This window comes from uncultured Enterovirga sp. (assembly GCF_964242715.1).
GTDB lineage: Bacteria > Pseudomonadota > Alphaproteobacteria > Rhizobiales > Beijerinckiaceae > Enterovirga.
The window spans coordinates 20,065-44,189 of record NZ_CAXTAZ010000016.1 but is presented as its reverse complement, the minus strand read 5'-3'; the positions used below and the strand labels follow the sequence as shown (position 1 = coordinate 44,189).

Here is a 24,125-nt window from a genome sequence, read left to right as displayed (position 1 = left end):
CCGAAAGGCGGATCGGCCATCTCCACGCTTCCAGACGTGCCTGCCCTCTTCATCATCCGTCCGCGCTCGGACGAGCAGAGCGGCTTCCGGCTCCTGGCCGGGGATAGCGCGGAGGCGGTCCGGCTCGCCCGGCAGATGGAAGAGCGGGGGCTCGTGGTCGAGATCCTCGACCCGAACGGGACTGCCCATCCGCCGGACGACCTCGATCTCGCAGCCGCCGCCCTCGGCCCGACCCCCGCGCAAGTTGGGCTGATCCAGTCCACCTGCGACGTGCTGCTCTCGGCGAATTTGCGGGCAGCGGACATCTTCTACGACCGGCTCTTCGCCCTCGCACCCGAGACGCGCTCCATGTTCGAGGACGACCTCACCGGGCAGAAGCAAAAGCTGCTGGATACGCTGGGCAGCCTCGTCGGCTATCTCACCCACCCGGACCTGCTCGGCGGGGCCATCTCGAATCTGGGCCGGCGTCACGCCCGATATGGCGTCGAGCCGGCCCATTACGGCCCGGCCGGGGAAGCGCTGCTGGCGAGCCTCGCCGAGCTCCTCGGTCCGAGATTCACGCCGGAGGTTCGGAAGGCCTGGACCGCCCTCTACGCGCATCTCAGCCGGGAGATGCTGAAGGCGCAGCGCCAGGGTGCGGGCTTGTCGAACGCATGAGCAGAGATGCCGCAGAATTCGGCATCGTGACCTCGCGCTACGCCGTCTTCTACGCCCCTTCCCCCGACAGCGCCCTCTGGGCTTTCGGCTCCGGGCTCATCGGCTACGATGCGGAGAGCGGGGCCTCGCTTCCCTGTCCGGAAGGATTGCCCTGTCCGCCGGCGGAGTGGCGGGCTCTGACGGAGGAGCCGCGCCGCTACGGCTTTCACGGCACGCTCAAGGCTCCGTTCTCGCTGGCCGGCGGCTCGGCCGACTCCGATCTGGTGACGGCCGCCCGGGACTTCGCGTCCGGACGGAGCGCCTTCGACCTGCCGGGCCTCGACGTGGTGACGATCGGCGCTTTCACGGCACTCGCGCCCACCTCCCGATCGAACGCGCTGGAGGACCTCGCGGCCGACAGCGTGCGGGCATTCGAGCCCTTCCGGGCCCCGCTGTCGGCGGCCGACCGGGAGCGGCGCCTCAGGGCACCTCTCTCCGGGCGCCAGATCGGCCATCTCGACCGGTGGGGATATCCGTATGTCTTCGATGAGTTCCGCTTCCACATGACCCTGACCGGGCCATTGCCCGACCGCCTCCGGGAGCCGGTTCGCGCCTCCCTGCAGCAGCGCTACGCCGCGCTCCGGCCGGGCCTCAGGGTGGATGCGGTCGCGATCTTCAGGCAGCCAGATCGGGCCGGCCCGTTCCGCGTCCTGGCCCGCCTTCCCTTCGGCGGCCCGCCGGTCAGCTATATTTCGCCAGGAAGGCCGCCGCCGGCAGCGTCCTGAAATCGGGCAGCGCCTCGCGGAGCTGACCATGGCTCCAGTCCCACCAGGCGAGACGCTGCAGCGCTTCCGCGACGTCGGCCGGAAAACGGGGCCGGATCGGCCGGGCCGGGTTGCCGGCGACGATCGTGTAGGGCGCGACATCCTTGGTCACGATGGCCCCGGCCGCGACTACCGCACCCGTACCGACGCTGCGACCCGGCAGCACGACTGCCCCATGCCCGATCCAGACGTCGTGGCCGATCGACACCGGCGACGCGCGGCGCCACGCGAAGAACGCCGCCTCGTCCTCTTCGCCCGGAAAATAGCGGCTCGCCCGGTAGGTGAAATGGCTCTGGCTCGCCCGGTCCATCGGGTGGTTGCCGGGATTGATGCGGACATGGGCCGCGACCGAGCAGAACTTGCCGATCCGGGACGAGATGATGTCGCTGTCATTGGCGACATAGGAATAGTCGTCCAACGTGGATTCGACGACGGAGGTCCGCCGGCCGACTTCCGTGTAGCGGCCGAACGTCGTCCCGCCGACCTCCGCCCCGTCGTGGATGAGAGGCTCCGGTCCGAGTTCGCGCGCCATCATATGTCTCCGAAACGGCCCGCTTCCCAGAGCCATGTGACGACGGCGTGACGTTCGCCAGGCGCAGCGCTCTGTCACGAGGACGTTGCAGAAGCCCGCTAGCCCGTCCGCCAGGAGTGAACGGATGCTGGTTCTGGAGAGCGTGTCGCGCCGGTTCGGCGGCAAGACGGCTGTGTCGAATGTCGACCTCGAGATTGCGCCCGGAAGCTTCGTCGGCGTGATCGGCCGGTCGGGCGCCGGCAAGTCGACGCTGCTCCGCATGGTGAACCGCCTGATCGACCCGAGCGAGGGCCGGATCACCTTCGAGGGCGTCGAGGTGAGCGCGCTGCAGGGCCGCGAGCTTCGGGCGTGGCGGGCTCGCTGCGCCATGATCTTCCAGCAATTCAATCTCGTCGGGCGACTCGACGTTCTGACGAATGTGCTGACCGGTCGCCTCAATCATGTCCCGACGGCCCGGTCCCTGTTCCGCCTCTGGAGCGAGACCGACAAGGCGATCGGCCTTTCGGCGCTGGAGCAGTTCGACATCGCCGGGCTCGCCTCGCAACGGGCGGAAAGCCTGTCGGGCGGCCAGCAGCAGCGGGTCGCGATCGCCCGGGCTTTGGTGCAGGAGCCGGACATCATCCTGGCCGACGAGCCGATCGCCTCGCTCGATCCGCGCAATACCCGGGTGGTGATGGATGCGTTGCTGCGTATCAACAAGCATTACGGCATCACCGTCCTGTGCAACCTGCACTCGCTCGAGGTCGCCCGGACTTATTGCGACCGCCTGGTGGGAATGTCGGCCGGCCGCATCGTCTTCGACAATGCGCCGGACCGCCTGACCGAGGACGTGGCGCGCGAACTCTACGGCCTCGAGGCCGGAGAGGTCATGGCCGCGGCCCGCCCCGCGAAGGCGAGCGTCGCGCCCGAATACGGGTCCGCCGTTCCGGCCTGACGGACGGGGCGGCCCCGTCGCCTCACGCTTGCGTCACCAACACCGAAGGACAGCATCATGCTCACTCGTCGTCACGCCATGGGCGCCGCCGCGCTCGGCCTCACCCTCGCAGCCGCTTCCTCCAGCTTCGCGCAGGATTGGAAGGCGAAGTATCCGGAGCTGACACTCGGCGTCATTCCGGCCGAGAACGCCTCCACCACCACCGACCGGTGGCAGCCGCTCACCGCCTACTTGGCCAAGGAACTCGGCGTGCCCGTGAAGCTGCGGGTCGCCAACGACTACGCGGCCGTGATCGAGGGTCAGCGCGCCGGCAACATCCAGCTTGCCTTCTATGGCCCGGCCTCCTTCGCCCGCGCCGTCATCACGGGCGTGAAGACGGAGCCGCTCGCGAACCAGAAGCACGAGACCGGCGTCAACGGCTATTACTCGGTCATCTACGTGCGGGCCGACAGCCCGTATAAGTCGATCGACGACCTCAAGGGCAAGACGCTGGCCTTCGTCGACCCGAACTCGACCTCCGGCAACCAGGCGCCGCGCTTCTTCCTGCAGCGCGCCGGCAAGGATGCGGAGAAGTTCTTCGGCAAGACCTTCTTCGCCGGCAGCCACGAGAATGCCGTCCTGGCGCTAGCCCAGGGCACCACGGACGCCGCCGCGAATCTGTGGAACTCCGAGACCGACACCACGATCACCCGCATGAACGCCAAGGGCATGCTCAAGGACATCAGCGGCAAGGAGCTGACCCAGAAGGATTTCCGCGTCGTGTTCAAGTCGGACTTCCTGCCCGAAGGGCCGTTCAGCGTGCTGTCGACGCTGCCGGACGACCTCAAGAGCAAGATCAAGCAGGCGCTGCTCGACCTGCCGAAGAAGGACAAGGCCACCTTCGACAAGCTCTCCGATGGCAAGGACCTCAGCCTGGAGCCGGTCGGGCTCAAGGACTTCCAGCCCATCATCGACATGGTCCGCTTCAACGACGAGCAGCGTAAGCGCTCCTAAGGGCGCGAGAGAACGGGCTCAGGGCAAGGCAACGACACGGGTATGACGAGCGCGATCCGGGTACTGCCCGAGCGGCAGGCCGGAACCCTGCTCGCCAGCTACCAGGCCGCGGCCCGGGGCAAGCGGCAACGTGTGATCGTGGGGCTCGCCGTGCTGGCGGGCCTCACGCTCCTCGCGGGCTGGATGGCGGAGGTCCGTCTCGGCACCTTCGCGGACAATATCGGGAATTTCACGAACTACCTCGCGCAGATCCTGCCCCAGCTGACCTGGTCGAACCTTCGGGGCGACCTCGCCGGGTGGTATTGGAACCTGCCGAAATGGCTCGCCCTGCTCGGGGAGACCATCCTGATCGCCTATCTCGGCACGGTGGTCGGCGCGATCGGCGCCTTCCTGCTGTGTTTCGCAGCCTCGGCCAATCTCGTCCGCTCGCCCTGGCTCCGCTTCGCGGCGCGACGCTACCTCGAATTCTGCCGCACCGTGCCGGAGGTCGTGTTCGCGCTGATCTTCGTGCTCGCCTTCGGGCTCGGCCCCGTGGTCGGCGTCATGGCGCTCGCGATCCACACGACAGGCGCGCTCGGAAAGCTGTTCGCCGAGGTGGCCGAGAATATCGACATGAAGCCGGTCGAGGGGATCGAGGCGACCGGCGCATCCTGGGTCGAGATCATCCGCTTCGCGGTCCTGCCCCAGGTCCTCGCGAATTTCGCCTCCTACGCGCTGCTCCGCTTCGAGATCAATGTCCGGGCGGCAGGAGTCATGGGCTTCGTCGGCGCCGGCGGCATCGGAATGGAATTTCTGGTCGCCATCCGGAGCTTCTACTATCAGGACATCAGCGCAATTCTGCTCCTCATCGTCGTGACCGTCATCGGGATCGATCTCGCGACCGAAAGACTGCGGCACCTCCTGATGTCCGCCGAGGCAAGGCATTGACGGGCCAACGTTCCCCTTCGGCTCTGCGGGTCGAGGCTCTCCGAGACCTCCGGAACCTGCGCGCCCGGCATCCGGCCGCCTTCGTCGGAGCCTGGGGCCAGCACAGGGCCGCGATCGCGGTCGTCGCCCTTCTCGTCGGCGTGGCCCTCCTGGCGTTGATCCAGCTCGACGTCTCGCCGATGAGGATCCTGCGCGGCTTCGGGCAGCTCGGCAGCTATGCGCTGCACATGCTGCCGCCGAGCAGCGGAGGCAGATTCCAGCTCTACCTCGTCGCGCTCGGCGAGACGCTCGCCATCGCCTTCCTGGGAACGCTCGTCGCCGCCATCCTGGCCTTTCCGGTCGCCTTCTTGGCAGCCCGCAACGTCGTGCCGAACATCCTGGTCCATTTCGTGAGCCGCCGCGTTTTCGACGTGATCCGCTCGGTCGACGTCCTGATCTGGGCCCTGATCTGGATCAACGTCGTCGGGCTCGGGCCCTTTGCCGGCGCGCTCGCCATCGCGTGTTCGGATTTCGGGGTCTTCGGCAAGCTGTTCTCCGAAGCGATCGAGACCGCGGACCGGCGGGCGATCGAGGGCGTCACCGCGACCGGCGGCAGCCGCCTTCACGAGGTGAGCTACGGCCTCGTCCCGCAGATCCTGCCCGTCATAGCGAGCCAGGTGCTTTATTACTTCGAGTCGAACACGCGCTCGGCCACGATCATCGGCATCGTGGGTGCCGGAGGCATCGGCAGCTACCTGACCGAACTCATCCGCACCCTCGAATTGCAGCAGGTCGCCTTCCTGGTCCTCATGATCCTGGTGACCGTGTCGGCCATCGATTTCGTGTCGTCCCGGCTCCGGTTTGCCATGATCGGCCGGTCGCCCCAGAACGCGCTCGCCTAAGCGGCTGGGACGACGGAGCTTGAGCCAGGCATGGACCGGCATGTGATTCGTGACGTCTCGGCGTTGGAGGCCCTGTACGGCTCCGTCGACGCCCGATCGATCGAGAAGGAGATCGACCATCTCCATCCTGTCTATGCAGCCTTCGTCCGGGCGGCCCCGCTCTGCATCCTGGCGACGGCCGGCCCCGGCGGCCTCGACGCCTCGCCCCGGGGCGATCGGGCCGGCTTCGTCGAGATCGGCGACCGGAAGACCCTCCTTCTGCCGGACCGCCGCGGCAACAATCGCATCGACAGCCTGCGCAACATCCTGGTCGATCCGCGGGTGGCGCTCCTCTTTCTCGTGCCGGGCCTGGGCGAGACGCTGCGCGTGAACGGTCGGGCCGAGATTTCCATCGATCCGATCCTGCTCAAGCGGTTCGGCGTCGCCGGCCGGCCACCCCGTTCGGTGCTGGTCGTGGCGATCGAAACGGTGTTCTTCCAATGCTCGCGTGCGCTCGTCCGGGCGGATATCTGGAACCCGGACAAGCGCCTGCCCCGCTCCGCCCTGCCCAGCACCGGCACGATCCTGGCCGCCCTGAGCCGGGGCGAGTTCGACGGCGACGGCTACGATGCCGCCCTTCCGGAGCGCGTCAGGGCGACGCTCTATTGAGGGCACGATGACCGGGCAGGTGAAAGCCGTCGCACGGAGCGCGACGCATTCCTTCGGGAAGCCGACGACGGACCGTATCCGCCTGCTGAAGGGCCTCGGCGTCGAGGGCGACGCCCATCTGGGAGAGCGCGTCCAGCATCGCTCCCGCGTCGCCAAGGATCCTGGCCAACCGAACCTGCGGCAGGTGCATCTCATTCATGCCGAGCTCTTCGACGAACTGGCCGGCCGGGGCTTCGCGATCGAGCCCGGCGCGATGGGCGAGAACGTCACGACGCTGGGCATCGACCTCCTCGGCCTGCCGACCGGAACGCGGCTCCATCTCGGTGATTCGGCGGTGGTCGAGGTGACGGGGCTGCGCAATCCCTGCCTGCAGCTCGATGCCTACCAGCGGGGCCTGATGCGGGCCGTGCTGGACCGCGACCCTGCCGGACATCTCATCCGCAAGGCCGGCATCATGGCAGTCGTCCTGAGCGACGGCGAGGTCGCGGCCGGCGATGCGATCCGGGCCGAGCCTCCTGCCGGTCCGCACCGCGCTCTCGTTCCCGTCTGACGAATCAGGACTCGACCAGGAACTCGACCCGGTCCGCCGCGAAACAGGAGCGGGTCGCCTGGATCCGGCATCCTTCCGCATCGACGTTGACGCTTTCGACCACGAGCACGACGCGGCCCGAAGCGAGGTCGAGCGCGAGCGCCTCCTCCGCCGTGGCGATCCGGGCCGAGATGCGGGTGGTCAGCCGGACGTAATCGGCCACCGCGAAGGCTGCATAGGCGCGGGTGATCGAGCCGCATTCCGCATAGACCTGCCCGAAGCCGGCGAACCGCGGCAGCGGCAGGCAGGTCCTGGCCACCGAGATCGGCGTGTCGTCGGCTCGATGGATCGTGGCCAGTTCCAGCAACGGCCCGTCCTCCGGCAGCCCGAGCGCGCGGCCGAGCGATGGGCCGGCCGCGATCTCGCGCTCGGAGACGAGTTCGCCCCAGGCCTCGTGTCCCGCGCCGGCGACGATTTCGGAGAAGCGCACCCGGGAGCCGAGCGGGTAGGTCAGCGGCCTCGCCTCGACGAAGGTGCCGCGCCCGCGCGTCGCCCGGACGATGCCGCGCTCGGCCAAAGCCGCCAGCGCCCGGCGCACGGTGTGGCGGTTGACGCTGAACCGGTCGGCCAGGACCGCCTCGGTCTCGAGCTGAGCGCCTGGCGGAAGTCGGCCGGACGCGATCTCGGCCTCGAGTGTATCCGCGATTTGGCGCCAGACGGAGACGCCGAGCCTTCGTGCCACGAGGACCGCATCGGCCCGCTCGCCCGTCATGCCCTTGTCATCGATCCCGTCCATAGTTGTCGAGTATACTAGACAACGCAGCCGATGGGTACGACAATCGGTCATGCGGAGCGCCCGGATGCAGGATGTGGATACAGCCCCTCGGCAAGCCGTCATGGCGCTCTGCGCCGAGGCGACCCGTGCCGAGCTGGACGCGGCCCTGTTGAGCCTCGGGCCGCTGCCGCCGATCCGCGATCTGCGCCCTGTCGAGAATGGCAGCGTGATGCTGCGCGGCAGGGCCGGCGGCGACGGCGCGGTCTTCAATCTCGGCGAGGCGACTGTGTCCCGCGCGGCCGTGAGTTTGGTCGACGGCAGCCCCGTCCAGGGCTTCGCCTATCACCTCGGCCGAGACCTCGAGAAGACCCGCCAGGCCGCGACGCTCGATGCGCTCTGGCAGCTGCCGGCCCGGCGCGGTGCCGTCGAGGCGGCGCTCGCGCCGGTGCGGAACCGCATCCTGGCGAACGACGCCCGGGCCGAGCGCCGGGCCGCAGCCACCCGGGTCAACTTCTTCACCCTCGCCCGTGGGGAGGATTGATGTCGGCCGCCCTCGCCCCCGGATTCGCCGATCCGGTCTTCGAAGCCCAGGCCGTGTTCCGGACCCTGCTCGACGCCCTCGCCCGCCCGGGCGTGAGGCAGCCGCTCCCGGCCGCGCTCGAACCACCGGCGCCGCTGACGCAGGAACTCGCCGCAGTCGCCCTCGCGCTCGCCGATCCGGACGGGTCGCTCTGGCTCGACGCCCCGCTCGCCCGAGACCCGGCCGTGGCGGGCTATCTCCGCTTCCATACCGGTGCCAGGATCGTAACCGATCCGACTGACGCCGCCTTCGCGCTTGTCAATGCCCCGGACGTCCTGCCGTCCTTCTCGCGTTTCGCGAACGGCACCGACGAATACCCTGATCGCTCGACGACGCTCGTCATCGCGGTGCCGGCGCTCGACGGCGGACCCCCGATCCGTCTCGCCGGCCCGGGCATCCCCCACGAGGTCGTGGTCTCGGCCGCCCTGCCGGCCGGTTTCGCCGCGCGGCTGCGGGCCAATCACGGCCTGTTCCCGCGCGGCGTCGATTGCCTCCTCGTTTCGCGAGGCGAAGCGATCGGCATCCCGCGCTCCTCCACCATTCTCGGGGCGGCCTGATGTATGTCGCGGTGAAGGGCGGCGAGGCTGCCATCGACAATGCGCACCGGCTCCTCGCCCACGAGCGGCGCGGCGACACGGCGGTTCCTGACCTCACGGTCACGCAGATCGACGAGCAGCTCGCGCTAGCCGTGGACCGGGTGATGACGGAGGGCTCGCTCTACGACCGTGGCCTGGCCGCGCTTGCGATCAAGCAGGCCCGGGGCGACCTCGTCGAGGCGATCTTCCTTCTCCGGGCCTTCCGGACGACGCTGGCCCGGTTCGGCTATTCCGAGCCGCTCGACACTGGGGCGATGCAGGTCGAGCGGCGCGTCTCGGCGACCTTCAAGGACCTGCCGGGCGGGCAGGTTCTCGGGCCGACCTTCGACTACACGCACCGCCTGCTCGACTTCGCGCTCGCGGCCGCCGGGGGCGACCCGGCCGAGCCCGAGGAGGCGGCGGCGACGGGCGATCGCATGGCCCGCGTCACCGACATCCTGGGCGACGACGACCTCATCGCCCGGGAGGCGCCGGGCCAAGCCGAGCCCGGGGACCTGACCCGCGATCCGCTCTCCTTCCCGACCGACCGGGACCTCCGTCTCCAGGCGCTGGCCCGGGGCGACGAGGGCTTCCTCCTCTCGCTCGGCTATTCGACGCAGCGCGGCTTCGGCCGCAACCACCCCTTCGTCGGCGAGGTTCGCCTGGGCGAGGTCGCGGTGGAGTTCGTGCCGGAGGAACTCGGCTTCCCGGTTCCGCTCGGCCGCGTGCAGCTGACGGAATGCCAGATGGTCAACGGCTTCAAGGGCTCGGCCGAGACCTCACCGCAATTCACCCGAGGCTACGGCCTCGTCTTCGGCCAGTCGGAGCGGAAGGCGATGTCGATGGCGCTCGTCGACCGGGCGCTGCGGGCGCGGGATCTCGGCGAGGAGGCCGCCTCGCCGGCGCAAGACGAGGAGTTCGTCCTGTCCCATTCCGACAACGTGCAGGCGACCGGCTTCGTCGAACATCTGAAGCTGCCGCATTACGTCGACTTCCAGGCCGAATTGGAGCTGCTGCGCCGGCTCCGGGCCGAGCACACGGCGGCCCGGGCAGCGGCCGACGAGCTGCCCGGGCTGCGGGAGGCCGCAGAATGAGCATGACCCCGCCCACCTATAACTTCGCCTATCTGGACGAAGGCACGAAGCGGATGATCCGCCGCGCCCTCCTCAAGGCCGTCGCGATCCCGGGCTACCAAGTGCCCTTCGCCAGCCGGGAGATGCCGATGCCTTATGGCTGGGGCACGGGCGGCGTCCAGGTCACGGCAGCCGTGATCGGACCGGCCGACGTCCTGAAGGTCATCGACCAGGGCTCGGACGACACCACGAACGCGGTCTCGATCCGCCGCTTCTTCGCCAAGACCGCGGGTATCGCGACGACGACCCGCACGGTCGAGGCCAGCATCATCCAGACCCGCCACCGCATCCCGGAACATCCGCTCGCCGAGGGCCAGATCCTCGTCTACCAGGTGCCGATCCCGGAGCCGCTCCGCTTCCTCGAGCCACGCGAGACCGAGACCCGCAAGCTGCACGCGCTCGCCGATTACGGGCTGATGCATGTGAAGCTCTACGAGGACATCGCCCGCCACGGCCATATCGCGACGACCTACGCCTATCCGGTCGAGGTCGCGGGCCGCTACGTCACCGACCCCTCGCCGACGCCCAAATTCGACAACCCGAAGATGGATGGCTGCCCGGCCCTGCAGCTTTTCGGGGCCGGCCGCGAGAAGCGCGTCTATGCAATCCCGCCCTATACGCGCGTCCGCAGCCTCGATTTCGACGACCACCCCTTCGCGGTGCAGCGTTTCTCGCAGCCCTGCGGTCTCTGCGCGGCCGACGGGGTCTATCTCGACGAGGTGGTGCTCGACGACCGCGGCGGCCGCATGTTCGTCTGTTCCGACACGGACCATTGCGAGGAGCGCCGGGCCGAGGGCCATCGCGGCGCCATGCTGGCGACGGCGCCCCAGGCCCTTGCGGGAGGCCGACCATGACCGGGGCGAACGGGCCGGTGGCGCAGGATCCGGGCGAGAGCCCGCTTCTCTCCGTTCGGGGCCTCACCAAGCATTACGGCGCGCGGATCGGCTGCGAGGACGTCTCCTTCGACATCCACGAGGGCGAGGTGCTGGCGATCGTCGGCGAATCCGGCTCCGGCAAGTCGACGCTGCTGTCGCTTCTCTCGACCGAGCTCGCGCCGACCGCCGGCACGATTCGCTACCGGATGCGCGACGGCTCGCTGCGCGACCTCTCCGGCCTGTCGGAATCGGAGCGGCGGCTCCTCAACCGCACCGAATGGGGCTTCGTGCGCCAGGATGCCCGCGACGGTTTGCGCATGAATGTCTCGGCCGGCGCCAATGTCGGCGAGCGGCTGATGGCGGCGGGCGCGCGTCATTACGGCCGCATTCGCGAGGAGTCGCTCTCCTGGCTCGACCGGGTCGAGCTCGATCGGGACCGGATCGACGACGACCCGCGCTCCTTCTCGGGCGGGATGCGCCAGCGGCTGCAGATCGCCCGCAACCTCGTCACCCAACCCCGGCTCGTCTTCATGGACGAGCCGACATCGGGGCTCGACGTCTCGGTCCAGGCGCGGCTGCTCGACCTCATCCGCACTCTGGTGGCCGAACTCGGCGTCGCCGTCGTGATCGTAACGCACGACCTCGCGGTCGCCCGGCTCCTGTCGCACAGGATCATCGTCATGCGGTCGGGCCGGGTGGTCGAGACCGGCCTCACCGATCAGGTGCTCGACGACCCGGCGGGCGCCTACGCCCAGCTTCTCGTTGCCTCGGTGCTGGCCGCATGACCGTGACATCCGCCCCCATGCCCGACCCCGTTTCGCCGGCCTTGACCCTGGACGGGGTCGCCAAGAGCTTCGTGCTTCATCTCCGGGGCGGCGCCAGCCTTCCCGTGGTCCGCGATGTCGGCCTCGAGGTCCGACCGGGTGAATGCGTCGTGCTCGGCGGGCCGTCCGGGGCGGGCAAATCCTCCATCCTGAAGATGATCTACGGCAATTACCGCATCGGCGAAGGCCGCATCCTCGTGCGGGACGGCCTGGAATTCGTGGATGTCGCCACGACCGGGCCGCGCCGGATCATGGCGCTCCGCCGGACCGCCATGGCCTATGTGAGCCAATTCCTGCGCGTGATCCCGCGCGTGCCGACGCTCGACGTCGTCGTCGAGCCGCTTCTCGCGGAAGGCTTTGGGCTGGAGGAGGCACGAGGGCGAGCACGCGATCTCCTCCGGCGCCTCAACCTGCCGGCGCGGCTCTGGTCGCTGCCGCCCGCGACCTTCTCGGGCGGCGAGCAGGCCCGGGTGAACATAGCGCGCGGCTTCGCGCCGTCGCGTCCGATCCTGCTGCTCGACGAGCCGACGGCCTCGCTCGATGCCGAGAACCGCGCCGTCGTGGCCGACCTCGTGGCCGAGAAGAAGCAGGCCGGCACGGCGATCCTCGCGATCTTCCACGACGAGGAGATGCGGGACCGCGTGGCCGACCGGATCGTGGATGTCGCCCGGTTCGCCGAGCCGCACCTCGCCCACGCCTGAGAGATCACCCCATGGCCGATGAATGCCTCTTCGCGAACGCCGCTTTGGTCCTCCCGGACCGGGTGATCGAGCGCGGCTGGATCGCCACCGAAGGCGGGTTGATCACCGAGATCGGCGAAGGCGACGCGCCCGAGCGCGGCCAGGATTGCGCGGGAGACACCCTCGTGCCCGGCCTCGTCGAACTCCATACCGACCATCTCGAGAGCCATTACGCGCCGCGACCCAAGGTGCGCTGGGATCCGGTCAGCGCCGTGCTGGCCTATGACGCCCAGATCGCGTCCTCCGGAATCACGACCGTGTTCGACTCGCTCCGGGTCGGGTCGGACGCGGATTCCGCCTCGATCGGCGAGGATCTGATGGCGCTTGCCGGTGCGATCGCCTCGGTCCGAAACGCGAACCTGCTCCGGGTCGATCACCGTACGCATCTGCGTTGCGAGATCGCCTCGCCGAACGTGACCGCGCAGGCCGAGGAATATCTCGCCCTCTACCCGGCCGACCTGATGTCGCTGATGGACCACACGCCCGGCCAGCGGCAATTCACGTCGCTCGCGACCTGGAAAGCGTTTTACGCCCGCAAGACACCCTTCTCGAATACGGAGCTCGACGCCTTCATCGACCAGAAGCTCGCGACGCACCAGCGCTATGCCGTCCCCCACCGGCGATGGCTGGTGGAGGCGGCGCGCGAGGCCGGGATCGTGCTGGCGAGCCACGACGACGCAACTGCCGAGCATGTCGCCGAATCGGCCTGCGACGGGGTCGGGATCGCCGAATTCCCGACCACGATGGCGGCCGCCGAGGCGTCGCGCGAGGCCGGGCTGAAGATCATGATGGGGGCCCCGAACGTGATCCGGGGCGGCTCCCATTCCGGCAACGTCGCGGCCGAGGATCTGGCCAGGCGAGGCATGCTCGACATCCTGTCGTCGGACTACGTTCCCGCCAGCCTCCTCATGGCGGCCTTCGACCTGCCCCGGCGGGTGCCCGCGATCAGCCTGCCGGAGGCGATCCGGACCGTGACCTCGAACCCGGCCGAGGCGACCGGGCTCACCGATCGCGGCGCGATCGCGGTCGGCCGACGCGCCGATCTGGTGCGCGTGGCCCGGCACGGGGATACGCCCGTCGTTCGCCACGTCTACCGGGCGGGAGCCCGGATCGTGTGACCGATCCCGGCGCAGACGCATTCGGCGGGCCGGGGCGGCTCGTCCTCGTCGTGGGTCCGAGCGGGGCCGGAAAGGACACGCTGATCCGGGCCGCCCGGGACAGATTCGCGTCCGACCCGCGCTTCCACTTTCCCCGCCGCATGGTCACCCGGCCGGCTTCGGCCGCGGAGGACAACCACAGCTGCGATCCGGCTACCTTCCACAGGATGGCGGAAGCGGGCGGCTTCGCGGCCTCCTGGACCGCGCACGGCCAGAGCTACGGGATCCCGGCCTCGATCGGGCTCGCCCTCGCGGATGGCCGCACCGTGGTCTGCAACGTGTCACGCACGGTCGTAGACGTGCTTCGCGCCCGCTATCCGGACGTGCTCGTGATCGAGGTCACGGCCCCGCCCTCCGTCCTGGCCGAGCGGCTCGCAGCCCGGTCCCGCCCTGAGGACGGCGACCTGAGCCGCCGCGTCCGGCGCTCGGGAGAGGTCCGGGACGTGCGGCCGGATCTGACGGTGACGAATGTGGGTCCGCTCGACGAGGCGGCGGCGGCATTCTGTGAAGCGCTGGCCAGCCGAACAACCACGGCTTCGGCCGATCGGCCATCTGCGGACCGGCAGGCATCCGACACGGCCTCGATCTGAGGCCGGAACGTCGTTGCACGCGTTGCTGTGCGGTTATGGCGATGGTGGCGGACGCAGTCACGTGTGAACCGGTCTCCGGGCCGCGCCGTCCCTGTTTAGCAGGGAAAATACAGGGAAACCGGGTCGATTTCGGCCCATCACGTCAGTCCGGATAAATGTTCCGCGAGCGATGCCAGTCACTTGCAGCCGAATTCGCTGCTCGTCGGAACAGGGAATTTCATCGCGCGAGATCAGGGAAGCTTGGGTCGGGTATCAGGCAAGGCTCAGGCGTTCTTCAGGGCCCGAACTTGGTATAGCGCTCGAAGGCGTCCTTAACACTGACGTCATCCGCTTCATCGCGCCCATCATCGGCGTGCAGCAGCGTGATCGCCCAGCCCTCACGTTGATGGAGTGTCTGGATCGCGAGCGCGACATTGTCTGGCTCTCGTAACCAGGCCGAGGTCGGGCGCGCGCCGGCAGAATGGCCGCGTCTTCGAGGGGGGCGCGAGAAGCTCGACCGCGAAGGTGTTGGCCTCGTGTTCCTGACGCCGGTTCTTGTCCTAATCGGAGGATGTGCGGGAGATCATGTCGCTCTGATCGCAGCAGAAGCCGGTCTGGGCTGTCGGGACATGGTGCGGCGAGAGGTAGTGCCCAAGCTCGTGCGCGAGCGTGAAGCGGCGCCTTCGAGGGTGTGACCGGGCGTTGAGGAGGATGCTGCCGCTACCCCGTTCTGGCGGAGCGATCAGGGCGCCTTCGACGCGGGCGAGCACCTCGATCCTGATCTCGACGATGTCGAGCGCGTAGGCCACTGCCTCGACCAAGACTGCGCCAGGGACGTCTCCTAGTTGATCATGGATCGCGGCCGCGATCCGTGCCGGGTTCATCCCGACCTCCTCGATCGCCATGCGGTCGAGGGTGAGCGTCATCTCGTCGATCGGTTGGAGAGGAGGCTCTGCATCATGTCGTCGAGGATCTTGCGCTCATGCGGCTCGAGAGCGCCGGCCTGCCTGAACATGCGTTGCAATTGCGCATCAGCATCTGCCGCTTCCGCGTCCTCCCCGACCAGGAAGCTGATGCTGACCCCAAAGTGGTCGGCGAGCCCCTTCAGAAGGTTCATCGACGGGTTCTCGGTCCGGCCCTTCTCCAATTCCCAGATGTGCGCCTTCGAGACGCCGACGGCATCGGCGACCTGCTGGAAGGATTCCGACCTGGCCAGCCGCAGCTTGGTGATCCTGGCACCTATCCCCATGCGGCATCCTATGCGTTCATAAGGTCTTACGTTTACGGCAGTTAATCTGTTCGGCCAAGTGTTTTCCTGGTCTAACGGTACCGGGCGACATTGGGTCATCGGGAGTCAGGCCATGCCTCAGGTCATCGAGCACATTCCTGCGTCGTCGCTGCGGTCCTGGGACCGAAACGCCCGCACCCACTCCAAGAAGCAGGTCCGGCAGATCGCCGACTCGATTACCCGGTTCGGCTTCACGAATCCGGTGCTGGTGGACGGCGAGCACCGCATCCTCGCCGGCCACGGTCCGGTCGAGGCCGCAAAGCTCCTGGGCATGAGCACGGTGCCGTGTCTTCGGATCGACCGGCTCACGGCCGACGAGAAGCGGGCTTATGTCATCGCCGACAACAAGCTCGCCCTGAATGCCGGCTGGGACGAGCAGATCCTGGCCGAGGAGTTGAGCGCGCTGCTCGCCTCCGACCTCGATTTCGACATCGGGGTCACCGGGTTCTCGATCCCGGCGATCGACGGTCTGGTTGAGGGCCTGCAGGTCGAGGAGCCGGGCGCACCGGAGGACGAGGCGCCCCCGAAAGACGGGCCGGCCCGGTGCAGGCCGGGCGACCTCTGGGAACTCGGGCCGCACCGGCTGTGCTGCGGCAACGCGCTCGAGCGTGACGTCGTGCTTGCGCTCATGGGCGGCGAGCAAGCCCGCATGGTCTTCACCGATCCACCCTACAATGTCCCGATCGACGGCCATGTCGGCGGCTCAGGCGCGATCAAGCATCGCGAGTTCGCCATGGCGTCTGGCGAGATGACACGGGCTGAGTTCACGGCTTTCCTGTGCACCGCGTTCGAGCGGCTGGTGGAATCGAGCCTCGACGGTTCCATCCACTACGTCTGCATGGACTGGCGGCATATGGCTGAGATGCTGGCCGCCGGCGAGGGCGTGTTCTCCGAGCTGAAGAACCTGATCGTCTGGGCCAAGGACAACGGCGGCATGGGGACGTTCTACCGGTCCCGGCACGAGCTGATCTTCGCCTTCAAGAGCGGGACGGCGCCTCACACCAACACCTTCGAGCTCGGCCAGCACGGGCGTCACCGCACGAACGTGTGGAGCTACCGGGGCGTCAACACCTTCCGGGCCGGCCGCATGGACGAGCTGGCGCTCCACCCGACGGTGAAGCCGGTGCAGATGATCGCTGACGCCATCAAGGACGTCTCCGGGCGGGGCGAGATCGTGCTGGACCTGTTCGGCGGCTCCGGCTCGACCCTGATTGCCGCCCACAAGACCGGCCGGCGCGCCTTCCTTTGCGAGCTCGACCCTCTCTATTGCGACCGCATCCTGCGGCGGTGGGAGCATTATGCCGGCGACGACGCCGTCCTGGTCGCCTGCGGACTGGACGACCGTCCTGCCCTGAAGGCCGCGGCATGAGCGCCGACGACGATCACGCCCGCTCGCTGTCCGGGCGGGCTCGGTCCGGCTACGAGGTGGGCTATGCCAAGCCACCGGCCGCCACCAAGTTCACGCCCGGGCGATCCGGCAACCCGAAGGGACGGCCGGGCGGATCGAAGAAGCGGCCTCGGCCCGAGCCAAGCCTGAACGAGGAACGTCTGAAAGCGATCATCCTGGAGGAGGCTTACCGAACCGTGCAGGTCAACGACGCCTCCGGTCCGCTCTCCATCTCGATGGCTCAGGCGGTCGTGCGGTCGCTCGCCGTCAACGCCGCCAAGGGGCTCCAGCGTTCGCAGCGGCTGTTCACCGAGCTCCTTGCCACGACCGAACGCGATCGCAAGCGTCTGAGCGACGAGTGGCTCGACGTTGCCATGACGTACAAGATCGAGTGGGACCGCGAACTCGAACGACGCAAGGCCCTCGGGATCACCGGGCCAGGCCGCTCCCTTCATTGTCCGCATCACGCTCGACGACCAGGACGTTGCCCGTCGCCTGCCGGCGGGCAGCACGGGCACGGCCGCCATCTTCACCGAGCATGTCAAGGCGGCCCACGTTATCCGCAAGGTGATCCTGCGGCAGGCCGCGATCCTGAATTACGTGAACCCGTTATGACAGGGAGCCGAGGCATGAAAAGGGTGATCCTCCTAGCGCTCGCGTTGATCGGCGCGGCGCTCCCGCTGCAGGCGCAGAACCGGTCTCCTGACGAGCTGAATGCACGGCTCGCCGAACGCCGTGCCGTCGAAGCCGTGATCTGGGGCATGCCGGCGGTCAATTACGACCTGATGCTGCAGGAGATGCTGCGGAAGACATCCGGCAAAGTGAATCAGGTTCTCTACTGGGGTCGCCCGCTCGACGGGCGCAACCAGACCCTGACCCCCAACCCGGACGCGCTCTATTTCATGGTGTTCTTCAACACCGCCGACGGCCCGATCGTGCTCGATCTTCCGCCCGGCGACAGGAACGGGTCGTTCAACGGCAACATCGTCACAACATGGCAGGTGCCCCTCGAGGATGCAGGCCTCCTCGGGATCGACAAAGGCAAGGGCGGCAAGTTTCTGATCCTGCCCCCGGCCTACAAGGGCGCGACGCCGGCCGGCTATATTCCGCTCCCGTCCGACACGTTCGGCGGCTTCATGCTGTTCCGCGCCAATTTCAAAAGCCGGAGCGAGGCCGACATCGCGGCCTCCGTCGCTTACGGCAAGCGGATGAAGGTCTATCCGCTTGCGCAGGCTAAGACCCCGCCACCGACGGTCTTTACCGACGCAAAGGATGTCGATTTCGACTCGACGATCTGTTACGACGCCGGCTTCTTCGATCATCTGAACCGCATCGTGCAGAGCGAGCCGTGGCTCGATCGCGACCGGGTGATGATTGACCAACTCAGGTCCATCGGCATCGAAAAGGGCAAGCCCTTCGCGCCGAGCGACGCCGCGAAAGCCGTCCTGTCCGCCGCCGCGCGCGAGGCGGGCGACTGGTTGGAGGCCCGATACGAGGCCGGCCTACCGCCCTATTTCTCGCCGACCAGCCACTGGACCTTTCCTGCTTTCCCCGCCCTGATCAAAGCGGCAGGAGAAGGCTTCACCAGCCCCGACGACTATCCTCTGGATGATCGCGGTCTCGCGTACAGCTACGCCTTCGTCGCGATCAAGCGCCTCGGGGCGGGACAGTTCTACCTCTTTTCGATTCGTGACAAGGACGGCAGCTTCTACGACGGCAGCAGGACCTATCGTCTTCGCGTTCCGCCGAACGTACCGGTGGAACAGTATTGGTCGGCAACGGTCTATGACCGTAAGACGCACGCTTTGATCAAGAACATGTCGCGCGCGAGCCGCGCCTCAAACGCGGCGGACCTGCAGAAAAATCCTGATGGTTCGACCGACGTCTATTTCGGACCCAAGGCGCCCGACGGAAAGGACGCCAACTGGATTCCAACGGATGTTCAAGGACAATTCGAGCTGATCTTCAGGCTCTATGCGCCGACGAAGGTGTTCTTCGACAGGAAGTGGGTGCTGCCGGACGTCGAGCTGTTGGCGGCTCAATGACGGTGCCAAGCGGTAGTAGGGCATGGCCGGACCGGACGCCCTCTGGCGGAGGCGCAGCCGCAACGTGAGGAGCGGGAAGGTAGCCATGAGAACCACCGATGATCCGGCGCTCGATCGCCGAAACCTCCTCCTGGCAGGAGCAACCCTCGCGGCTGCCGCCACGCTCGGCATCCCTGAGGCACGCGCGCAAACGTCGTCCCTGAACCCGCAGCCTCTCCCGCCGTCGCCCGGCTGGTCGCGCGCGCTGCCGTCCGGACCCGACGCAGGCGTGAGGATCACGGAGGCCTATGCTGCGCATGTCGGCCGGGACGCCTTCTTCTGGGCCTGGCCTCTGGTCAACATGTACAATCGCCGGCTCGCCTTCTCGAAGATGAAGGAGCAGCGATATGTCGGCCCGCTGCTGGAAGCGCCGCTCAACCGGCTCACCATGCTGACGGATTACGTCGATCCGGAGGAACGCAACGTCGCGTGCCCGAACCAGGATGTGGTCTACGGCCTCGGCCTGCTCGCCCTGGATCTGTCCCCGGTCGTGATCCAGGTCCCGGATTTCGGCGACCGCTTCTGGGTCTACCAGATCGTGGATCTGCGCACCGACAGCTTCGTGAAGCTCGGCAAGATGCACGGCACGAAGCCGGGCTTCTACCTGCTGGTCGGACCGAACTGGCAGGGCGAGGTGCCAAGAGGCATCACCCGTGTGTTCCGCGCCTCCAGCAGTACCGGCCTCGCCGCACCGCGAATCTTCCAGGACGACACGCCGGAGGACAAACGCGCCATCCAGGACGTGCTGACGGGCATCGTGATGTACCCGCTGGCCGACTATGACGGGCGGATGAAGAGCATCGCCTGGCGCGGCCTGCCCAGGGTGCCCGGCCCGCCGCATGGCGAGGAGGAGACGCGCTGGGTCTCCCCGGAAAGGTTCTTCGATGAACTCCCGCTGGTCCTCGCGGACGCACCGCCGCTGCCGGGAGAAGAGGCCCGCTATGCGCAGGTGCTCGCCGTCCTGGCAGCGGCCGGCGGCCATCCGACGTTGAAGCAGGCGATGATCGACGCCGCCAAGGATGCCGAAGCGACGCTCGTCGATCCGCTCTTCCAGTTCCGCAACTACGGCCGTCCCTTGCCGCATCACTGGAGCAGCGTGGCCAACGTATCGGCCTTCGGCACGGATTATTTCACGCGCACGGCGGTGGCGAAGTCCAACATCCTGGTCAATGCGCCGGACGAGACGAAATATTTCTATCAGGACCTCGATGCTGCGGGCGCCCGGCTGAACAGCGCCGGTCGCTACAGCGTCACCTTCGCGAAGGATGCCACGCCGCCCGTGGAGGGTTTCTGGTCGCTCTCGATCTACAACGAGCACCACTTCTTCGTGGCGAACCCGATCAACCGCTTCTCGGTCGGCACGAAGAACAAGGACCTGAGGCTTGCGGCCGACGGTTCGCTCACGATCGTCGTCCAGCCCGAGGCCCCGGCAGACCCGGTGCAACGGGCGAACTGGCTCCCCGCTCCGAAGGGCGACTTCTCGCTCTACATTCGCGCCTATTGGCCCAAGGCGCCGACGCTGGACGGCTCCTGGACGCCACCACCCGTCCAGAAGGTCGGTTGAACCCGGACAGGGACGCGGCCGAGTGTCCGCTGTCGAAAGGAGGCGATGATGACGATCCGTCGACTGGTCGCTCTCGCCGTCCTGGCTTCGGTCTGGACGCACATCCCGGCCGCGACGGGGCGTGAGGCCGCGGGGGTCGACTTCGTCTACGTCGAGCCGAGAACGCCTGGATTCCGAGCGCTCTACGACACGATGAGATCGAAACGCGTGCTCGAGCGCGCGTCCGAGGTGATCGGACGGATCCGTCTACCGGCGAAGCTCACGTTGCGCCTCACCGAATGCGACGGCCAGATCAACGCTTGGTATTCCCCCGAGGATCGCAGCGTCACGCTTTGCTACGAGTATCTCCACGACGTCGTGCACCGGGCTCCGGAACGCGCCTCTCCCGCCGGCATCACGCGGCACGCTGCGCTCGTCGGTCCCGTTGTTCAGGTCCTTTTCCACGAGACGGGTCACGCCATCTTCGATCTCCTGAAGATCCCTGTCCTCGGCCGCGAGGAGGACGCGGCCGACCAGGTCGCAGCCTACGTGATCCTTCTCCTGGATCCGGCCCAGGCCCGCGAGGTCATCGAGGGCAGCGCGTATATCCTGGCCTCCTACGCGAAGGAGGAGAAGCCGGAGAAGGACGCCTTTGCCGACATGCACGGCCTCTCGGCCCAGCGCTTCTACAACCTCGTCTGCCTCGCCTACGGCTCCGACGAGACGGCCTTCGGGTTTGTCGTCGACAATGGCTACCTCCCGAAGGACCGGGCCGAGAGCTGCTGGGAAGAGTACGACCAGGTCGCCTACGCGGTCGAAAAGCTGATCGCCCCGCATCTCACCCCGAAGGCACAGCTTCGCCCTCATCGCCGTCTGCGGTGAACCGTTAGTCTAGCCTTCTCGGACGTTCCGGGCCTGACCTGTTGCGGTCCGGTTTGAAGGTGACCGGACGTTCTCGCATCGAGAGGAGTTCGGCCGGAGTGCGCCCATGCCAGTCGTTCAGCATGCCGCAGAGCCACCTCCGGAGCAGACCGGTCGGCTCACGGGCTGAGCGACAAGCCGGGGACGCTAAGCGTGAACCACGGCTCGCCTAAAGCGGACACACTCCCGGGACGAGTGGACCCTTTCGGGGCTGGCGCGTTCACATGTCTTGAGGAGCGCTGCGAGACTTGGATGCCGAACCACCACGAGATCGTCGACCGCCAGAAGGTGCTGGCGAATTTCGGCGAGTTCGCGCTGTTCAGCGACGACCTGGACGAGGTGCTCACTCAGGCGTGCAGGCTGGTGGGGGAGGCGCTCGGAACGGACCGCGCCAAGGTGCTGGAGATCCAGGAAGACGGTAGCTCCCTTCTGGTGCGGGCCGGGGTTGGCTGGGATGACGGCGTCGTTGGGAAGGTGCGCCTGCCCATGAACGAACGCTCGTCCGAGACCTATTCCATCATGGAGGGAACGCCCGTCATCACGCAGGACGTGAGGCAGGAGGAGCGCTTTGACCTCCCCGAGTTCCTGAAGGACGCAGGAGTCATGGCGCTTGCGAACGTCCCGATCTTCCTGCCGGGCAGGAAGCCCTATGGCCTGCTGCAAGTGGACGCGACGGAGCCTCGCTCGTTCAGTGACGCAGACACGGAGTTCCTGCGCACCTACGCGACCATTCTCGGGCCGGTGATCGATCGCCTGCACAAGGTGACCACCCTGCGTCGGACGGAGGAGAACTTCCGCCTGGTCGTGGAGAACGCGCGGGACTATGCGATCTTCACCACCGATCCCGAGGATCGGATCACCGCTTGGTACGCCGGCGCGGAAGCGGTGTTCGGCTGGACGGCGGACGAGGTCATCGGACAGCCTGCCGCCATCATCTTCACGCCCGAAGATCGTGAGGAGCGCGTCGATGCACAGGAAATCGAAACCGCTTTCCGCGAGGGCTCATCCCCGAACGTGCGCTGGCACCTTCGCAAGGATGGGTCACGGGTGTTCATCGAGGGAAAGACCACGGCGTTGCGTGGTCCGGACGGATCGCTGAGGGGCTTCCTGAAGATCGGCCAGGACGTCACTGAGCGCCGCCAGGCGGATGAGGCCTTGCGGGCGAGCGAGGCGCGCCTGAGCCAATTCGGCGAGGCTTCCTCCGATGTGCTTTGGATGCGGGATGCGGTAACGTTCCAGTGGACGTATCTTACCCCCGCCTTCGAGACGATCTACGGCCTCGACCGCGCGACCGCCCTTTCCGGCGACAACATGGTGGGCTGGGCCGACCTGATCGTGCCCGAGGACCGCGAGCGTGCGGTCGCGAACCTGCAGTGCGTCGGAATGGGAGAGCGCGTCAGCTTCGAGTACCGCATCCGGCGGCCAACCAACGGCGAGATCCGCTGGCTGCGTGACACCGACTTCCCGATGCGCGACGCGTCCGGGACGGTTCGCTGGATTGGTGGCGTCGGGCGCGACATTACCGAGGAAAAGGAGACTGCCGAGCACATGGGCGTGCTCGTCTCCGAGTTGCAGCATCGCACTCGCAACCTCATGGGCGTTGTGCGCGCCACGGCTGACAAGACCCTGCGACGCAGCGTGGATCTCGCGGACTTCAAGGCGCGCTACAGCACGCGTTTATCCGCCCTGTCCCGGGTGCAGGGCCTACTTTCCCGCCTTGCCGAGGGTGAACGCATCAACTTCGACGAGTTGATCCGCACCGAGGTCGCCGCCCTCGACGGAGGAGGAACCAGGATTGAATTGCAGGGGCCTTCCGGAGTGGCCTTGCGCTCGTCGACGCTGCAGACCTTCGCGCTGGCCATGCACGAACTTGCCACGAACGCCGTCAAGTACGGTGCGCTCTCCCAAGCGCAAGCGCGCCTGGAGATCCGCTGGCACCTAGACGAGGCCGACCCGGAGCAGGGGCCTTGGCTTCATGTGGACTGGCGAGAGCGCGGCGTCAGCATGCCAGCAGTAGGCCTGCAGCGAAGTGGCTCGGGACGCGAACTGATCGAGCGGGCGTTACCGTACCAGCTGGGCGCCAGAACAACCTACGCGATGGAAGCAGACGGCGTTCACTGCACCATTGCGTTGCCCGTATCGGGCCGCACCATGTCCAGAAGGAAAGCTGATGCCTAAAGACACGTTGCGGGGGCGACGCATCCTCATCGCGGAGGACGAGTATTTCATTGCGGACGAACTGAGCACTGAGCTGGTAGAGGCGGGAGCCGAGATGATGGGGCCGGTCGCCTCGGTCAAGAGCGGACTCCAGTTGCTGGCCACCGAGACGGTTCCGGATGCCGCGAGTTTGGACGTGAACCTGGGTGGCGAGAACGTGTACCCACTCGCGGACGCCTTGATTGCACGCGGCGTGCCCTTCGTGTTCATGACCGGCTACGATCAGGCGAGCATTCCGGCGTCGTACGCGCATATTCGCTGTGTCGAGAAGCCGGCCGGGCCCGAGACGGTACTCATGGAGCTTGAGAAACTTCTGCGAATATAGGGGCGGCAGACAACCGCTTCTGCGCGGCGCAAATAAACTGCACTGACAGAGTTGGTCGAGACCGGTTGGGAACGGTAAGTCCGTAAGCCTGCTGCGCCCATCCAAAAGCTGCCGGTCCGCCGGTCCGGTCGCCGGGTGTGGCTTTCGAGCCATCCAAGCGGCCTCCCAAATGAGTGACATGGGCGCGACCCCGGCCGTCAACGGGCGTAGGCGAGAGTCGCGATCGCG

Annotated in this window: 26 protein-coding genes and 2 pseudogenes; 24 read left to right on the top strand and 4 right to left on the bottom strand. The window is 67.4% G+C overall.

What is annotated here, in order from left to right; genetic code table 11:
• Positions 1-36 precede the first annotated feature (36 nt).
• Together ACFE87_RS10270 and ACFE87_RS10265 are read left to right on the top strand one after the other, a co-directional pair.
• The gene (locus ACFE87_RS10270; protein ID WP_375459533.1) at positions 37-657 is read left to right on the top strand and encodes a globin domain-containing protein; all 621 of its coding nucleotides are present in this window, start codon (positions 37-39) and stop codon (positions 655-657) included.
• A complete protein-coding gene (locus ACFE87_RS10265) occupies positions 654-1,421 on the top strand; it encodes a DUF1045 domain-containing protein (RefSeq protein ID WP_375459532.1) in 768 nt (255 codons plus the stop codon). The genes ACFE87_RS10270 and ACFE87_RS10265 overlap by 4 nt, the downstream gene beginning before the upstream one ends.
• Here ACFE87_RS10265 and ACFE87_RS10260 read toward each other — a convergent pair.
• Positions 1,378-1,995 (bottom strand): DapH/DapD/GlmU-related protein, encoded by a 618-nt coding sequence (locus ACFE87_RS10260; protein ID WP_375459531.1) that lies wholly within the window; start codon positions 1,993-1,995, stop codon positions 1,378-1,380. The two genes, ACFE87_RS10265 and ACFE87_RS10260, sit on opposite strands and share 44 nt — an antisense overlap.
• A 121-nt stretch (positions 1,996-2,116) precedes the next feature.
• On the opposite strand from ACFE87_RS10260, the gene phnC reads away from it, so the two are divergent.
• From phnC to ACFE87_RS10230, 6 genes are read left to right on the top strand one after another with little or no spacing between them, the layout of a single operon-like run.
• Positions 2,117-2,926, top strand: a complete 810-nt coding sequence (phnC, locus tag ACFE87_RS10255) for a phosphonate ABC transporter ATP-binding protein (protein ID WP_375459530.1) — start codon at positions 2,117-2,119, stop codon at positions 2,924-2,926.
• 57 nt (positions 2,927-2,983) lie between these two features.
• On the top strand, positions 2,984-3,919 hold the full coding sequence (gene phnD / locus ACFE87_RS10250) for a phosphonate ABC transporter substrate-binding protein (protein ID WP_375459529.1): 936 nt from the start codon (positions 2,984-2,986) through the stop codon (positions 3,917-3,919).
• A 42-nt stretch (positions 3,920-3,961) separates the two neighbouring features.
• A complete protein-coding gene (gene phnE, locus ACFE87_RS10245) occupies positions 3,962-4,846 on the top strand; it encodes a phosphonate ABC transporter, permease protein PhnE (protein ID WP_375459528.1) in 885 nt (294 codons plus the stop codon).
• Positions 4,843-5,727 carry a phosphonate ABC transporter, permease protein PhnE gene (gene phnE / locus ACFE87_RS10240; RefSeq protein WP_375459527.1) on the top strand — a complete coding sequence of 295 codons (885 nt, stop codon included), beginning with the start codon at positions 4,843-4,845 and terminating at the stop codon, positions 5,725-5,727. The genes phnE (ACFE87_RS10245) and phnE (ACFE87_RS10240) overlap by 4 nt, the downstream gene beginning before the upstream one ends.
• A 30-nt stretch (positions 5,728-5,757) precedes the next feature.
• Positions 5,758-6,375 carry a pyridoxamine 5'-phosphate oxidase family protein gene (locus ACFE87_RS10235; protein WP_375459526.1) on the top strand — a complete coding sequence of 206 codons (618 nt, stop codon included), beginning with the start codon at positions 5,758-5,760 and terminating at the stop codon, positions 6,373-6,375.
• Positions 6,376-6,382: 7 nt separating this feature from the next.
• Positions 6,383-6,925: an MOSC domain-containing protein gene (locus tag ACFE87_RS10230; RefSeq protein WP_375459525.1), complete on the top strand. Its 543-nt coding sequence runs from the start codon at positions 6,383-6,385 to the stop codon at positions 6,923-6,925.
• Positions 6,926-6,929: 4 nt separating this feature from the next.
• Here ACFE87_RS10230 and phnF read toward each other — a convergent pair whose 3' ends face one another.
• Positions 6,930-7,700 (bottom strand): phosphonate metabolism transcriptional regulator PhnF, encoded by a 771-nt coding sequence (gene phnF / locus ACFE87_RS10225; RefSeq protein WP_375459524.1) that lies wholly within the window; start codon positions 7,698-7,700, stop codon positions 6,930-6,932.
• 73 nt (positions 7,701-7,773) lie between these two features.
• Between phnF and phnG the strand changes: the two genes are divergently transcribed.
• From phnG to phnN, 8 genes are read left to right on the top strand one after another with little or no spacing between them, the layout of a single operon-like run.
• A complete protein-coding gene (phnG, locus tag ACFE87_RS10220; RefSeq protein ID WP_375459523.1) occupies positions 7,774-8,220 on the top strand; it encodes a phosphonate C-P lyase system protein PhnG in 447 nt (148 codons plus the stop codon).
• On the top strand, positions 8,220-8,816 hold the full coding sequence (gene phnH, locus ACFE87_RS10215; RefSeq protein ID WP_375459522.1) for a phosphonate C-P lyase system protein PhnH: 597 nt from the start codon (positions 8,220-8,222) through the stop codon (positions 8,814-8,816). The genes phnG and phnH overlap by 1 nt, the downstream gene beginning before the upstream one ends.
• Complete coding sequence (locus ACFE87_RS10210) at positions 8,816-9,928, top strand: carbon-phosphorus lyase complex subunit PhnI (protein WP_375459521.1); 1,113 nt, start codon at positions 8,816-8,818, stop codon at positions 9,926-9,928. The genes phnH and ACFE87_RS10210 overlap by 1 nt, the downstream gene beginning before the upstream one ends.
• Complete coding sequence (locus ACFE87_RS10205) at positions 9,925-10,821, top strand: alpha-D-ribose 1-methylphosphonate 5-phosphate C-P-lyase PhnJ (RefSeq protein ID WP_375459520.1); 897 nt, start codon at positions 9,925-9,927, stop codon at positions 10,819-10,821. The genes ACFE87_RS10210 and ACFE87_RS10205 overlap by 4 nt, the downstream gene beginning before the upstream one ends.
• Positions 10,818-11,627 (top strand): phosphonate C-P lyase system protein PhnK, encoded by an 810-nt coding sequence (gene phnK, locus ACFE87_RS10200; RefSeq protein WP_375459519.1) that lies wholly within the window; start codon positions 10,818-10,820, stop codon positions 11,625-11,627. Before ACFE87_RS10205 ends, phnK begins: the two co-directional genes overlap by 4 nt.
• Positions 11,624-12,367: a phosphonate C-P lyase system protein PhnL gene (phnL, locus tag ACFE87_RS10195; RefSeq protein WP_375459518.1), complete on the top strand. Its 744-nt coding sequence runs from the start codon at positions 11,624-11,626 to the stop codon at positions 12,365-12,367. Before phnK ends, phnL begins: the two co-directional genes overlap by 4 nt.
• A gap of 11 nt (positions 12,368-12,378) precedes the next feature.
• Positions 12,379-13,524 carry an alpha-D-ribose 1-methylphosphonate 5-triphosphate diphosphatase gene (locus ACFE87_RS10190; protein WP_375459517.1) on the top strand — a complete coding sequence of 382 codons (1,146 nt, stop codon included), beginning with the start codon at positions 12,379-12,381 and terminating at the stop codon, positions 13,522-13,524.
• Positions 13,521-14,153: a phosphonate metabolism protein/1,5-bisphosphokinase (PRPP-forming) PhnN gene (phnN, locus tag ACFE87_RS10185; RefSeq protein ID WP_375459516.1), complete on the top strand. Its 633-nt coding sequence runs from the start codon at positions 13,521-13,523 to the stop codon at positions 14,151-14,153. The genes ACFE87_RS10190 and phnN overlap by 4 nt, the downstream gene beginning before the upstream one ends.
• A gap of 539 nt (positions 14,154-14,692) precedes the next feature.
• Here phnN and ACFE87_RS10180 read toward each other — a convergent pair.
• Together ACFE87_RS10180 and ACFE87_RS10175 are read right to left on the bottom strand one after the other, a co-directional pair.
• Entirely contained in the window at positions 14,693-15,058 is a 366-nt protein-coding gene (locus ACFE87_RS10180) for an ImmA/IrrE family metallo-endopeptidase (protein WP_375459515.1), read from the bottom strand.
• Positions 15,055-15,381 carry a helix-turn-helix domain-containing protein gene (locus ACFE87_RS10175; protein WP_375459514.1) on the bottom strand — a complete coding sequence of 109 codons (327 nt, stop codon included), beginning with the start codon at positions 15,379-15,381 and terminating at the stop codon, positions 15,055-15,057. Before ACFE87_RS10175 ends, ACFE87_RS10180 begins: the two co-directional genes overlap by 4 nt.
• Positions 15,382-15,493: 112 nt before the next feature.
• Between ACFE87_RS10175 and ACFE87_RS10170 the strand changes: the two genes are divergently transcribed.
• The 8 genes and pseudogenes from ACFE87_RS10170 (at position 15,494) to ACFE87_RS10135 (ending at position 23,897) form a co-directional block, all read left to right on the top strand.
• A complete protein-coding gene (locus tag ACFE87_RS10170; RefSeq protein WP_375459513.1) occupies positions 15,494-16,789 on the top strand; it encodes a site-specific DNA-methyltransferase in 1,296 nt (431 codons plus the stop codon).
• A pseudogene (locus ACFE87_RS10165) lies at positions 16,786-17,124 on the top strand (DUF5681 domain-containing protein); the annotation flags it as partial. The gene ACFE87_RS10170 and the pseudogene ACFE87_RS10165, both read left to right, overlap by 4 nt.
• A gap of 121 nt (positions 17,125-17,245) precedes the next feature.
• Positions 17,246-17,422: pseudogene (locus ACFE87_RS10160) on the top strand (efflux transporter periplasmic adaptor subunit); the annotation flags it as partial.
• On the top strand, positions 17,419-18,852 hold the full coding sequence (locus ACFE87_RS10155; protein ID WP_375459572.1) for a DUF1214 domain-containing protein: 1,434 nt from the start codon (positions 17,419-17,421) through the stop codon (positions 18,850-18,852). The pseudogene ACFE87_RS10160 and the gene ACFE87_RS10155, both read left to right, overlap by 4 nt.
• An 85-nt stretch (positions 18,853-18,937) precedes the next feature.
• Positions 18,938-20,455 carry a DUF1254 domain-containing protein gene (locus ACFE87_RS10150; protein ID WP_375459512.1) on the top strand — a complete coding sequence of 506 codons (1,518 nt, stop codon included), beginning with the start codon at positions 18,938-18,940 and terminating at the stop codon, positions 20,453-20,455.
• A gap of 48 nt (positions 20,456-20,503) precedes the next feature.
• Positions 20,504-21,316 (top strand): DUF4344 domain-containing metallopeptidase, encoded by an 813-nt coding sequence (locus tag ACFE87_RS10145; RefSeq protein ID WP_375459511.1) that lies wholly within the window; start codon positions 20,504-20,506, stop codon positions 21,314-21,316.
• 291 nt (positions 21,317-21,607) lie between these two features.
• Positions 21,608-23,533, top strand: coding sequence for a PAS domain S-box protein (locus ACFE87_RS10140; RefSeq protein WP_375459510.1), 1,926 nt, complete (start codon positions 21,608-21,610; stop codon positions 23,531-23,533).
• Positions 23,526-23,897, top strand: coding sequence for a response regulator (locus tag ACFE87_RS10135; RefSeq protein ID WP_375459509.1), 372 nt, complete (start codon positions 23,526-23,528; stop codon positions 23,895-23,897). The genes ACFE87_RS10140 and ACFE87_RS10135 overlap by 8 nt, the downstream gene beginning before the upstream one ends.
• Positions 23,898-24,125: the final 228 nt, after the last annotated feature.